Origin of the sequence: Pseudomonas ovata (assembly GCF_003131185.1) — a bacterium.
GTDB classification, from domain to species: domain Bacteria; phylum Pseudomonadota; class Gammaproteobacteria; order Pseudomonadales; family Pseudomonadaceae; genus Aquipseudomonas; species Aquipseudomonas ovata.
On the sequence record NZ_QFFU01000038.1, the window covers coordinates 23,760 to 36,081 of the forward strand.

Sequence of the window (12,322 nt, forward strand, 5' to 3'; positions counted from 1 at the left end):
GAAAGTGCTGCACAGGAAACAGCCGGGGCGTACGGCTCACCCGATATATTTTTTCACAGTGATAAACCCACTCGCCTGAATTGACATAGACGTCGGCATAGACGGTTATGCCATTATCCATGTCTGTCTTGTAATACGAGGGTTTCATCGGGTAAACCAATACGCCCAGTACAAGCAGAGAGAAAGCCAGTGCCGGTTCGTGGCGCGACGGGCAGTGGGATTTATGTAGGCGGTTTCAGCAGCGATTGCGGGATTTGACTGATAGTCGCTTTTGCGCGGGGCTGGTAGGAGCGCGCTCTGCCCGCGACCGAGTGCGCAGCGCTCGCAAAATTGTCGAAACGCCACAAATTTATGACTTTGAACACCTACAAAATTGTCGAAACGCCACAAATTTATGACTTTGAACACCTGCAAAATTGTCGAAACGCCACAAATTTACGACTGCTAACGCAGCCGGTCGCGGTGGTCCGGCATTCCGGCAAGCGCGCTCCTACAGCGCCGCCGATAGGGCGTGCATGCTAATCTGCGACCCTGTCACCCCCAGCCGAGACGCCTGATGTCCATCGCCGATAACCTCGTCGCCTTCACCCTGGCGGCCACTCTTCTGACCATCACGCCCGGCCTGGACACGGCGCTGATCCTGCGCACGGCCACGGTCGAAGGCAGGCGCCAGGCGTTGCGTGCGGCCTTGGGCATTAACGTTGGCTGCCTGCTCTGGGGCGCGGCGGTTGCCTTTGGGCTGGGGGCGCTGATTGCAGTGTCGGAGCTGGCCTTCAATATTCTCAAATACTGCGGCGCGGCCTACCTGTGCTGGCTGGGCCTGAACATGCTGCTGCGCCCGCGCCGCAGCGTGGCCACACCGCAGGCTGATGCCGGCAAGCCGAGCAACGGCTTTATCAAGGGCCTGTTCGGCAACCTGCTCAACCCCAAGATCGGCGTGTTCTATGTGTCCTTCCTACCGCAGTTCATTCCGCCGGGCGAGCCGCTGATTGCCTGGACCTTCGGGCTGGTCAGCATCCATGTGGTGCTGGGGCTGGCCTGGTCGCTGGCCCTGATCAGCGCGACCCGGCCGTTGGCCGAAGTGCTCAAGCGCCCGGCAGTGGTCACCTGGATGGATCGCAGCACCGGGGTGATCTTCATGCTGTTTGCGGCGCGCCTGGCGCTGAGCAAACGCTGATCAGTGGAAGTCGTAGTAGATCGTCCACTCGCCGGTGACCCGGTGTTTCCAGAACATCAGGCTGCCGTTATCCACCACGTTGAGGTTGATCTTGTCGTCCGATGAAATCTGGAAGATGAACTCGAAGCCTTCGCCCGGATCGACCCCGGACTGGCAGAACGACGGATAGCCACCGATCTTGTGCCTGTAGCTGTGGGTGATGTAGTCGAAGTAATCGGTGATGACACCGGCCGCTTCCAGCTTGCAGATTTCCTCGAACAACGGCTCCGGAATCCCGCCTTCATCCCATTGTGGATAGTCCTGCTCCAGGTAGGTGGCCTTGAGCGGAAAGGGCGTGAGGTACGAGCCCGGCGCGCTCAGTTCCTTGCGCACCAGTTCATCTTCATAGCTGTATTCGCGAATCAGCCACTGGTCGCCCATGGCATCGAAGCACTCGGGAAATTCCTCGGCCATGAACAGCGTCAGCACGCGGGTATTGGCCAGCAGCGGGCTGACATAAGGCAAGGCAGGCAGGTAGAACTGCGCTATCGGCAACAATGGCTGCCCGTCGGCCCCCAGCGGCAGGTCCTCATCGGGACGGCACAGAAAGACCCGGCCCAGCCAGCTCTCCTCGACCGTATCGGTCGGTCGAAAGCCACCGGCTTCGAACTCGGTGGCGGGTTTGACCAGGCGTCGCTTGATGTCCTCGATATCCATACGGCACTCCATTAAAAAAGCAGGTTCTCGCAGGCGCTGCGAAGGTTCGTCACCCGACCCATTTATGGCGCTTGGGCAGAGGGCTTCGCTGCTGAAGCGGCACCTACGGTTTGGGTTGGTCTGGATCAATAAAAATCGTAGTAAATCGTCCACTCGCCGGTCACCCGGTGTTTCCAGAACATCAGGCTGCCACTGTGCACCACGTTGAGGTTGATCTTGGGGTCAGAGGACACCTGGAAGACAAACTCGAAGTCCTCGCCCGGGTCCACGCCCGGCTGGCAGAACGACGGGTAGCCGCCGATCTTGTGCTTGTAGCTGTGGGTGGTGAAGTCGTAATAGCTGTCGAGGTCACCGCTTTTCATCAGCGCGCAGATTTCCCGGTCCAGGTGCAGTGGGACGCCGCCGCCATCCCAGAGCGGGTAGTCCTCTTCGAGCTTCTCGGCCTTGAGGGGGAAGGCCTTGATAAAGGAGGCCGGTACCGTCAGGTCCTTGCGCACCAGTTCGTCGTCGTAGCCGTATTCACGGATCAGCCAGCTGTCCCCCATCGGCGCGAAGACCTCGCCGAATGACTTGGCGATGAACACGGTCAGCACCCGGGTCTTGGCCAGTTGCGGGCTGACACAGGGCAGGGCGGGCAGGTAGAACTGCGCCAGCGGGAGCAAAGGCTGACCGTCGGCGCCCAGGGGCAGCTCTTCATCGGGACGGTACAGAAAGACCCGGCCCAGCCAGCTTTCCTCGATCGTATTGGCCGGGCGAAAGCCACCGGCTTCAAAGGTGGTGGCGGGCTTGGCCAGCTCGCGCTTGATGTCCTGAATATCCATGTACGGTTTTATCCACAGGCATTTGTTAGACAGCTATGACCGTACCAATGGCACCAAGGTTGCGGGGCGTAGGAGCGCGCTTGCCCGCGACCGAGTGCGTAGCGCTCGCAAATTCTCGGAAACGCTGAAAATTTACGACTGCTAACGCACCCGCTCGCAAAATCTCGGAAACGCTGAAAATTTACGACTGCTGACGCAGCCGGTCGCGGGCAAGCGCGCTCCTACACCGTTTCCAGCCGGCTGAGGGCATCGTCCAGCACGGAGCGGGCGAGGTCGATCAGGTGGTGGGTCGAGAAGGCCAGGTCACGCTGGCTGCCGCTGAGGCTGTCGGCGCATTCGTAGGCGGTGGCGGCGGCACTGCGCAGCACGTTCATGACGTGGAGCAGGGAATCTTCAAGGCAGGGTGGGTCGGGGATTACGGTCTTCATCTCGGTTTGCTCTATAGGGCCACCGGATGCTCGCTGCTAAACGAACGTAGGGTGGCGACTTCGACGCGGGTTAGCAGACCGGGAGAAACACGAGAAAGACCGGCGCACCCGAAGGTGCCCCACGCGAAGCCGCCATAGAAATGGTTGCTGGCATGTCTCGTGACTCTCAACAGGCTGCTAAACCCGATCGCTGATGTTCAGCGACCCACGCAGCCTAGTGCCCGAAAACATCACACGCAAGCGGCCGGGATTTTCTCGGAAATGTCGTACAAATGAAAGCGAAACGGCTGCCGGAAACGACCGGCAACACCGCCATTTTCATGAGCGCAAGTAACCGGTCTAGCCGCGCACCCAGCGTCCACGGCTCCAGCCACTGAACGCATCCACCGCCAGCACCAGTGCCAGGATCGCCAGGATTACCGTGCTGGCCTGGGCTTCCTGGAACAGGCTCAGGCTCACATACAGCATCTGCCCAAGACCGCCCGCACCGACAAACCCCAGCACGCTGGCCATGCGGATATTGTTCTCCCAGCGGTACAAGGTGTAGGCCAGCAATTGCGGCCAGAGGATCGGCAAGGTGGCGTAGCAGAACGCCTGCCAGGCGCTGGCGCCTTGCAAACGAATCGCGGCGGCCGGTTGCGGCGGGGTGTTTTCCAAGGCTTCGGCAAACAGTCGGCCCAGCACGCCGGTGGTGTGCAGCGCCAGCGCCAGGGTGCCGGCGTTTGGCCCAAGGCCTGCGGCCAGCACCATCAGCACCGCCCACACCAGCTCAGGGATCGCCCGCAAGGCATTGAGCAGCAGGCGGCTGGCGCTGCGCAACGGCCAGCCCAGCCGCCCGGCCGCCGGGATCGCCAGCAGCAGACCGAAAACGGCTGCCAGCAGCGTGCCCAGCGCCGACATGGCCAGGGTCTCCAGCATGCCGCGGCCGATGGCCTGCACATGCGCGGCGCTGAAGTCCGGGTGCAGAAAGCGCAGCACATAGCTGCCCATCTGCGCCAGGCTGTCGCCCTGGCCGATGCCCGGCAGGTCCATGTCCAGGTAGCGGAACGAGCCGATCACTGCCGCCAGGATCAGCCCGGCCAGCAACAGATTGCCGGCGCGCCTCATGCCAGCCGCCCGCGCAACAGGCGGCTGAGCTGATCAGCCAGCAGCACCAGCACCAGGAAGGTCAGCAACATGCTGGCCACCTCGGCGCCGGCGAACATGCGCATCGACAGGTCGATCTGCTGGCCCAGCCCGCCGGCGCCGACAAAGCCCATCACCACCGAGGCGCGCACCGCGCACTCCCAGCGGTACACGGTGTAGGAGGTCAGTTCAGCGGCGGCGCTGGGCAGGGTGCCGTAGAGCAGGGCGCTCAAGCGGCTGCTGCCTGATTGCAGCAGGGCGTGGGCCGGGCGCGGGTCGACCGACTCGAAGATCTCGGCGTAGACCTTGCCGAGCATGCCGGCATAGGTGATGGCGATGGCCAGCACCCCGGCGGTCGGCCCCAGCCCCACGGCGCGCACGAACAGCAGCGCCCAGACGATCTCCGGCACGCTGCGCAGAAAGATCAGCAACCCGCGCACCGGCCAGCGCAGGCACTGACCGAGCAGCGCCGGACGCCCGCCGTTCGAGGCCGCCGACAGCGACAGCGCGCGGCTGGCCAGCAGGCTGGCCGGAATCGCCAGCAGCAGCGCCAGGGCCATGCCGGCGGTGGCGATGGCCAGGGTCTGTACGGTGGCTTCCAGCAACAGGTCGAGAAAGTCCGGCGCATGGGCCGGGGGCCAGAAGTCGGCAACGAACCCGCCCATGGTGCGCAGGTTGTCCGGTTGCAGCAGCACGGCCGGGTTCAGCTCGGCCTGATAGATGCCCGGCCACAGCAGCGCAATGGCCAGCAGGGCGAGCAGCAGCCTTGGCCAGGCGGCTGGGTCGCGTTGTTGATCGGCTCGTGTGCGGCTCAGCATCGCGGGGCCCATACGCCGTCAGGCGTCTGCACGCTGGGCGGCGCGCCCAATTGCTCATTGGCGTACAAGGCGTCGAGTTGCGCGCGGTCGACCGCAGCGGCCGGCAGGTCGAACAGGATTCGCCCCTCGCGCACGCCGATGATGCGGGCAAAATGCGCCAGCGCCAGTTCCACGGCATGCAGGCTGACCACCAGCGTCACCTTGTGCTCCAGCGCATGCCGGCACAAAAGCCCCAGCGTGTGGTCGGCCAGGCGCGGGTCCATGGCGCTGACCGGTTCGTCGGCCAGCAACAGCTCTGGCGCCTGGTACAGCGCCCGGGCAATGCCGACGCGTTGTAACTGGCCACCGGATAACTGCTGGCAGCGCTCGAAGAGTTTGTCGGCCAGGTCCAGGCGTGCCAGCACCTGGCGGGCGCCGGCGATGTCCAGCGGGTACAGCAGGTTCAGCAGGCTCTTGCCCAGGCCCCATTGGCCCAGCTTGCCGGCCAGCACCGCCGTGACCACCCGCTGGCGCGGGGGCAGGGGCGGCGCCTGATGGATCAGGCCGATGCGTGCCCGCAAGCGCTGGCGCTGGCGGCTGGAAAGCTGCCACGGCGCCTCGCCGAGCACCTGCAGCGTGCCGCCGGTGGGCGGCAGGGCGGTGGCCAGCAGGTTGAGCAGGCTCGACTTGCCGGCCCCGGACGGGCCGATGATCGCCACCTGCTCGCCCGGCTGGAGGCCGAGGTCGACGCCGCGCAGCGCCTCGGTGCCGTTGGCATGACGCAAGGTCACGCCCGACAGGCGTAGCGTCATTTCAGCAGGTCGGCAGCGCGGGCAGCCTCTTCGATGCCCTTGTAGTTTTCAGGCCGGGTCTCGATGAAGCGGCTGGCCGCCTGCAGGTCGAGGATTGCCTTGTGCTGCGGGTTGGCCGGGTCCAGCGCCAGGAAAGCCTGCTTGATCTTCTCGGCCAGCGCCGGGTCCAGGGTGCCGCGCACGGTCCAGTTGTAATCGAAGTAGGTCGGGGTGGTGGCAAAGACCTTGACCTTGTCGGTGTCGACCTTGCCATTGGCAACCAGCTTGTCCCACACGCTGGCGTTGAGCACGCCGGCATCGACCTTGCCGGCCTGCACCCAGGCGGCGGTGGCGTCATGCGCGCCGGAGTAGGCCACGCGGCTGAAGAAGGTCTCCGGCTTGATGTCGTCCTTGAGCATGAAATAGCGCGGCATCAGGCTGCCCGAGGTGGACGAGATAGAACCGAACGCGAAAGTCTTGCCCTTGAGGTCGGCCAGCGACTTGACGCTCGGGTCGCTGGTGATGAACTTGCTGGTGAACTTCGCATCCTGCTCGCGCTGCACCAGGGGCTTGGCATTGCCGGTCTTGAGGTTGACCTGCACAAAGGTGAAGCCGCCCAGCCAGGCCAGGTCCAGCCGGTCTGTGGCCAGCGCCTCGACCACCGCCGGGTAATCGGCCACCGGTACGAAGTCGACCTTCATGCCCAGTTGCTGCTCCAGGTACTCGCCCAGTGGCTTGAACTTGCGCAGCAGCTCGGTCGGCGCCTCGTCGGGAATGGCCGACACCCGCAGAGTCTCGGCAGCGTGGCTGGCCAGGGTGGTCAACGACAGGGCAATGCCGGCGGCGAGCGCCAGGGTGCGCTTGAACATGGGGAAATCTCCGGGGCGGTGGCAGGCAGGAATGCACGATGAAGTGCGGCGATTATAAGAGCCGGGGCGGGAAAGGCCAGTTTCGCCGATACAGGCGTGTAAAGTTCAGGACCCTCATTGCACACAAATTAACCGGCTGATTTTGCTGAATGTTGAATGCATCCCGTAGGAGCTGCTTCAGCAGCGAAGGGCGCAGAGACTGAAGTCAGGAGTGTCTATTGCTTCCCGGCTAAAGCCGGTCCTGCGGGTCCGGCGCTGTACATGGCGTGCGGGGCGCTCCTGCAGGACGTTGTAAGCACACGATTCAGAAACACCATGGACTCCCCCAACCCCACCCCCTAGACTTCCCCACCTGTTTCCAGTGACCGAGAGCATTGCCATGAGTGAGCCGATCCGCCTGACCCAGTACAGCCACGGAGCCGGGTGTGGCTGCAAGATTTCGCCCAAGGTGCTGGATGTCATCCTGGCCGGCAGCGGGGCACAGAACCTCGACCCCAACCTGTGGGTCGGCAATGCCTCGCGTGACGACGCGGCGGTGTATGCCCTGGACGACGAGCGCGGTGTGGTCTCGACCACCGACTTTTTCATGCCCATCGTCGATGACCCGTTCGACTTCGGCCGTATCGCCGCCACCAACGCCATCAGTGACATCTATGCGATGGGCGGCGATCCGTTGATGGCCATCGCCATTCTCGGCTGGCCGGTCAATGTGCTGCCGCCGGAAGTGGCCCGTGAAGTGATCCGGGGCGGCCGGGCAGTGTGCGATGCCGCCGGCATTCCGCTGGCGGGCGGGCATTCGATCGATGCACCCGAGCCGATCTTCGGCCTGGCGGTCACCGGTGTGGTGCAGAAAAAGCACATGAAGCGCAACGACACCGCCCGCGCCGGTTGCACGCTGTACCTGACCAAGCCGCTGGGCATCGGCATCCTCACCACAGCCGAGAAAAAGGCCCGGCTGCGCGAGCAGGACATCGGCCTGGCCCGCGACTGGATGTGCACCCTCAACAAGCCCGGCAGCCGCTTTGGCAAGCTGGCGGGCGTGGCGGCCATGACCGACGTCACCGGCTTCGGCCTGCTGGGCCACCTGGTGGAAATGGCCGACGGCGCCGGGCTGACCGCACGCCTGGACTACGCCGCCGTGCCGCGCCTGCCGGGCGTCGAGCACTACATGGCCGAAGGCTGCGTGCCGGGCGGTACCCAGCGTAATTTCGACAGCTACGGCGCCAAGATCGCCAGCCTGACCGACGCCCAGCGTGACCTGTTGTGCGACCCACAGACCAGCGGTGGCCTGCTGGTGGCTGTCGAGCCGGGTGGCGAAGCCGAATTTCTGGCCGTGGCCGCCGAACTGGGGCTGCAACTGAGCCCCATCGGCACCCTGCTGAAGCGACAGACCCACGCCGTCGAGGTGTTCTGATGGCCGACAATACCCGCGACTACCGCCACCTGTTTCTCAACGACGTGCCGATGATGGATGCCCGGGCGCCGGTGGAGTTCAGCAAGGGCGCGTTTCCCGGCGTGCTCAACCTGCCGTTGATGAACGACATCGAGCGGCAGAAAGTCGGCACCTGCTACAAGCAGCACGGCCAGCAGGCGGCCATCGAGCTGGGCCACAAGCTGGTCTGCGGCCAGGTCAAGGCCGAGCGCATGGCCGCCTGGCAGGCCTTCGCCCAGGCCAACCCGCACGGCTACCTGTATTGCTTTCGTGGCGGGCTGCGCTCGCAGACCGTGCAGCGCTGGCTCAAGGAAGCCGGTGTCGATTACCCGCTGGTGACCGGCGGCTACAAGGCCATGCGCACCTTCCTGCTCGACACCCTGCACGCGGCCGTGACCGAATGCGATTTCGTGGTGCTCGGCGGCATGACCGGCACCGGCAAGACCGAAGTGCTGACGCAACTGCCCAACGCGCTGGACCTGGAAGGCCTGGCCAATCATCGCGGCTCCAGCTTCGGCAAGCGCGCCACCGGCCAGCCGGCGCAGATCGACTTCGAAAACCGCCTGGCCATCGACCTGCTCAAAAAGCGCGCCGCCGGCCTCGAGCAGTTTGTGCTGGAAGACGAAAGCCGCCTGGTGGGCAGCTGCAACGTGCCGCTGGAACTGCACCAGGGCATGCAGCACTACCCGATGGTGTGGCTGGAAGACAGTTTCAGCGGGCGCGTCGAGCGCATCCTGCGCGATTACGTGACCGACCTGTGCGCCGAATTCATGGCATTGCATGGCGACGAAACCGGCTTCGAGCGCTTCGCCGAGCGCCTGCTGCAAAGCCTCGACAACATCCACAAGCGCCTGGGCGGCGAACGTCATCAGCGCCTTTCGGGACTGATGCAGGCGGCCCTCGACGAACAACGCCGCAGCGGCGAGGTGGACCTGCATCGTGGCTGGATCGAAGGCTTGCTGGGTGAGTACTACGACCCGATGTACGCCTACCAGCGCGAAAACAAGGCGGCACGGATCGAGTTTGCCGGCACCCAGGACGAGGTGCTGGCGTACCTGACACAACGCGGTCGCCCCACCACCCCCCCGTAGGAGCGCGCTTGCCCGCGACCGAGTGCGCTAGCGCTCGCAAAATCTCGGAAACGCCACAAATTCACGACTGTAAATCTACGAAACGCCACAAATTTACGACTGCTAACGCAGCCGGTCGCGGGCAAGCGCGCTCCTACAGCCGAAGCCGAAGCCTGTGATCTAGGCCAGCACCGCCACCAACGCCCGCACATACCCCGGCAAGGCGGCAAAATCCGCCGCGCACAGCAACAGGGTGCGTTCGGCCCATGGCTCGTTGAGCCGGCACACGGCAAAACCGGGCGGCCCTTGCCAGCGCGCCACCGCCGCCTGCGGCACGATGCCCAGGCCCGCGCCACGGGCCACCATGCGCAGCACGCCGTCGAACCCCTCGGCCCGTACCCGGATGCGCAGGCGCTTGCCGGCATGCAGCGCCTGCTCTTCCAGGTAGATGCCCAGCGCGCTGTTGGCCGCCAGGGCCACGAATTCATGGTCCAGCGTCTGGCTGAAGCGAAGGCTGGTGTGCGGGCTCAGTGGATGATTCAGGGGCATGACCAGGCTCAACGGGTCGTCACGAAAGGGCAGGGTCTGCAGGTCGCTGGCGTCCACTGCGTCGCTGACGATGCCGAGGTCGGCGGTGCCGTGGCGCAGGGCATGCAGGATGCGCAGGCTGGGCTGCTCCTGCAGGTCGATGTCGATGTGCGGGTGGCTGACCAGAAAGTCGGCGAGCAATTCGGGCAGGTGTTCGCTCAGGGTCGAGGTGTTGCACAGCAGGCGGATCTGGCCCTTGAAACCCAGGGCGTAGTCGGCCAGGTCCTCTTGCAGGTGCTCGACCTGTTGCAGGATCAGCCGCGCATGCCGGGCCAGCGCCTGGCCGGCCGGTGTGGGCGTGACGCCCCGGCGTCCACGCGCCAACAATGGGCTGAGCAACGACGCCTCCATGCCCTTGATGCGCGCACTGGCCGCGGCCAGCGATAAATGACTGCGCGCCGCCCCGGCGGTGATATTGCCGGTTTCCAGGACATTGAGAAAAAGCCGCAGGTCGGTAAGGTCAAAATGCATGGTGCAAGCGCCGTGTAGGAGCGACCCACGGTCGCGAAGACAATCAACCGGCCATCAGCCTCTGCCCAGGCCGAAGGCTGCCTGAGTATATGCCAGATGTTCAACCCGTCCGGCCTGCGCCATGCTGCACGCCATGAACACACTTATCGACTTCTATCAGCACCTGGGCTGGGCCCTGACCGCCCTGGTCATCGGCACCTTCATGCTGGCCGGCACGGTCAAGGGCGTGATTGGCCTGGGCCTGCCCACCGTGGCCATGGGGTTGCTGGGCCTGGCGATGGCGCCGGCACAGGCAGCGGCCTTGCTGATCATCCCGTCCACCGTGACCAATGTCTGGCAATTGGCCAAGGGCGGGCAACTGCGCGGCTTGCTTGCACGGTTATGGCCCATGCTGCTGATGATCGCGGTCGGCACCGGGCTGGGTTCGTGGTGGCTGGGCATCAATGGCGGACCGTCGATGACTCGCGCTCTGGGGGCGGCGTTGTTGCTGTATGCCCTGAGCGGGCTGGCGCTGCCGACGTTCAGCGTTCCGGCTTCGGCCGAGCGCTGGCTGGGACCGCTGTGTGGCCTGCTGACCGGTATCATTGCCTCGGCCACCGGGGTGTTCGTGATCCCGGCGGTGCCATACCTGCAGGCGCTGGGCCTGAGCCGCGACCAACTGGTGCAGGCGCTGGGGCTGTCATTTACCGTCTCGACCCTGGCGCTGGCGGCGGGACTGGCCGGCACCGGCGCCCTGGGCGGCGATGAGCTGGGCGCGTCCTGGCTGGCGCTGGCCCCGGCCCTGCTGGGCATGTGGCTGGGTCAATGGCTGCGCCAGCGCATCAGCGCCGTGCTGTTCAAGCGCGTGTTCTTTATCGGGATGGCCGGGCTGGGCCTGCATTTGCTGATGCAGGGCTGAGCATGTCGATGCGGCGGATCTCAAAGTCGCGGGTCAGGAAGGCATCGCGTTGTTCGGCAAAGGCCGCCATGTGCGGCTGTGCCGAATGCATATCCAGATGCGCCTGGCTTTCCCAGACCTCAAAGAAGATAAACAGGCTCGGGTCTTGCCGGTCGCGCAGCATGTGGTACTCGATGCAGCCTGGCTCCAGACGGCTGATAGCCACGTAGCCACTGAACAGCGCTTCGAATTCGGCGGACTTTTCCGGGCGGGTGTAGGCGTGAAGAATGAAGCTGACGCGCTCGCTCATGGGCGGCTCCTCGGCTGAAAGTGACCATAGTCTAAGTCAACAATCAGCTTTCGATTCGTGATTTCCGGGCAAATGTGATTTGCCCGCCGGCCTCTTTGTCCTGTCGGACGGGCTGGGTATTCTGCCGTCCATTCATTCAGCGAGCCCCTCGACGGGGCGCACCGGCAGAGACTTCCCATGAAAAAGATCCTGTTCCTCAACGGCGGCAAACAATTCGCCCACTCCGACGGCCGTTACAACGCCACCCTGCACCAAGCTGGCCTGGCCTTTATGGACCGCGCCGGTTTCGATGTGAAGGAAACCTTCATTGACGGCGGTTACGACGTGGCCGAAGAGGTGCAGAAGTTTCTCTGGGCCGATGTCATCGTCTGGCAGATGCCCGGCTGGTGGATGGGCGCCCCGTGGACCGTGAAAAAGTACATCGATGAAGTCTTCACCGAAGGCCACGGCAGCCTGTACGCCAACGATGGCCGTACCCGCTCCGATGCCTCGCAGAAATACGGCAGCGGCGGCCTGCTGCACGGCAAGCAGTACATGCTCTCGCTGACCTGGAACGCCCCGCAGCAAGCCTTCGACGACCCGAGCGACTTCTTCGAAGCCAAGGGCGTGGACGCGGTGTATTTTCCGTTTCACAAGGCCAACCAGTTCCTGGGCATGCAAGCGCTGCCGACTTTTCTGGCGGTGGATGTGATGAAACGCCCGGACATTGCAGGCGATGTGCAGCGCTATGAGGTGCACCTGGACAAGGTATTCAACGGCAAATAACGCCGTAGGAGCGCGCTTGCCCGCGACCGAGTGCGAAGCGCTCGCAAAATCTGCGAAACGCCCCAGATTTACGGCTGTGAACACTTTCAAAATCTGCGAAACGCC

14 protein-coding genes are annotated in these 12,322 nt (G+C 64.2%); 5 read left to right on the forward strand and 9 right to left on the reverse strand.

The window, feature by feature from the left end; all coding sequences use genetic code 11:
• Window positions 1-556 precede the first annotated feature (556 nt).
• On the forward strand, window positions 557-1,177 hold the full coding sequence (locus DGA31_RS28560; protein WP_109514807.1) for a LysE family translocator: 621 nt from the start codon (window positions 557-559) through the stop codon (window positions 1,175-1,177).
• Here DGA31_RS28560 and DGA31_RS28565 read toward each other — a convergent pair whose 3' ends face one another.
• The 7 genes from DGA31_RS28565 to DGA31_RS28595 all read right to left on the reverse strand — a co-directional run bounded on the left by DGA31_RS28565 (window position 1,178) and on the right by DGA31_RS28595 (window position 6,704).
• The gene (locus tag DGA31_RS28565) at window positions 1,178-1,873 is read right to left on the reverse strand and encodes a DUF1963 domain-containing protein (RefSeq protein WP_109514808.1); all 696 of its coding nucleotides are present in this window, start codon (window positions 1,871-1,873) and stop codon (window positions 1,178-1,180) included.
• Window positions 1,874-1,998: 125 nt separating this feature from the next.
• Window positions 1,999-2,694: a DUF1963 domain-containing protein gene (locus tag DGA31_RS28570; RefSeq protein WP_109514809.1), complete on the reverse strand. Its 696-nt coding sequence runs from the start codon at window positions 2,692-2,694 to the stop codon at window positions 1,999-2,001.
• A gap of 221 nt (window positions 2,695-2,915) precedes the next feature.
• Window positions 2,916-3,122 (reverse strand): DUF6124 family protein, encoded by a 207-nt coding sequence (locus DGA31_RS28575; RefSeq protein WP_109514810.1) that lies wholly within the window; start codon window positions 3,120-3,122, stop codon window positions 2,916-2,918.
• Window positions 3,123-3,461: 339 nt separating this feature from the next.
• The gene (gene phnE, locus DGA31_RS28580) at window positions 3,462-4,229 is read right to left on the reverse strand and encodes a phosphonate ABC transporter, permease protein PhnE (protein ID WP_109514811.1); all 768 of its coding nucleotides are present in this window, start codon (window positions 4,227-4,229) and stop codon (window positions 3,462-3,464) included.
• Window positions 4,226-5,065, reverse strand: coding sequence for a PhnE/PtxC family ABC transporter permease (locus DGA31_RS28585; RefSeq protein WP_109514819.1), 840 nt, complete (start codon window positions 5,063-5,065; stop codon window positions 4,226-4,228). The genes phnE and DGA31_RS28585 overlap by 4 nt, the downstream gene beginning before the upstream one ends.
• Window positions 5,059-5,856 carry a phosphonate ABC transporter ATP-binding protein gene (locus DGA31_RS28590; RefSeq protein WP_109514812.1) on the reverse strand — a complete coding sequence of 266 codons (798 nt, stop codon included), beginning with the start codon at window positions 5,854-5,856 and terminating at the stop codon, window positions 5,059-5,061. Before DGA31_RS28590 ends, DGA31_RS28585 begins: the two co-directional genes overlap by 7 nt.
• Entirely contained in the window at window positions 5,853-6,704 is an 852-nt protein-coding gene (locus DGA31_RS28595; protein WP_109514813.1) for a putative selenate ABC transporter substrate-binding protein, read from the reverse strand. The genes DGA31_RS28590 and DGA31_RS28595 overlap by 4 nt, the downstream gene beginning before the upstream one ends.
• 379 nt (window positions 6,705-7,083) lie before the next feature.
• Between DGA31_RS28595 and selD the strand changes: the two genes are divergently transcribed.
• Both selD and mnmH read left to right on the forward strand, forming a co-directional pair.
• Window positions 7,084-8,118, forward strand: a complete 1,035-nt coding sequence (gene selD, locus DGA31_RS28600) for a selenide, water dikinase SelD (protein ID WP_109514814.1) — start codon at window positions 7,084-7,086, stop codon at window positions 8,116-8,118.
• Complete coding sequence (gene mnmH, locus DGA31_RS28605) at window positions 8,118-9,227, forward strand: tRNA 2-selenouridine(34) synthase MnmH (RefSeq protein ID WP_109514815.1); 1,110 nt, start codon at window positions 8,118-8,120, stop codon at window positions 9,225-9,227. Before selD ends, mnmH begins: the two co-directional genes overlap by 1 nt.
• Before the next feature lie 159 nt (window positions 9,228-9,386).
• On the opposite strand, the gene DGA31_RS28610 is transcribed toward mnmH, so the two are convergent.
• A complete protein-coding gene (locus tag DGA31_RS28610) occupies window positions 9,387-10,265 on the reverse strand; it encodes a LysR substrate-binding domain-containing protein (protein WP_109514816.1) in 879 nt (292 codons plus the stop codon).
• 133 nt (window positions 10,266-10,398) lie between these two features.
• Between DGA31_RS28610 and DGA31_RS28615 the strand changes: the two genes are divergently transcribed.
• Complete coding sequence (locus DGA31_RS28615; RefSeq protein WP_109514817.1) at window positions 10,399-11,163, forward strand: sulfite exporter TauE/SafE family protein; 765 nt, start codon at window positions 10,399-10,401, stop codon at window positions 11,161-11,163.
• On the opposite strand, the gene DGA31_RS28620 is transcribed toward DGA31_RS28615, so the two are convergent.
• Complete coding sequence (locus tag DGA31_RS28620) at window positions 11,117-11,452, reverse strand: putative quinol monooxygenase (RefSeq protein ID WP_109514818.1); 336 nt, start codon at window positions 11,450-11,452, stop codon at window positions 11,117-11,119. The two genes, DGA31_RS28615 and DGA31_RS28620, sit on opposite strands and share 47 nt — an antisense overlap.
• Before the next feature lie 177 nt (window positions 11,453-11,629).
• Between DGA31_RS28620 and mdaB the strand changes: the two genes are divergently transcribed.
• Window positions 11,630-12,217, forward strand: coding sequence for an NADPH:quinone oxidoreductase MdaB (mdaB, locus tag DGA31_RS28625; RefSeq protein ID WP_056836007.1), 588 nt, complete (start codon window positions 11,630-11,632; stop codon window positions 12,215-12,217).
• Window positions 12,218-12,322: the final 105 nt, after the last annotated feature.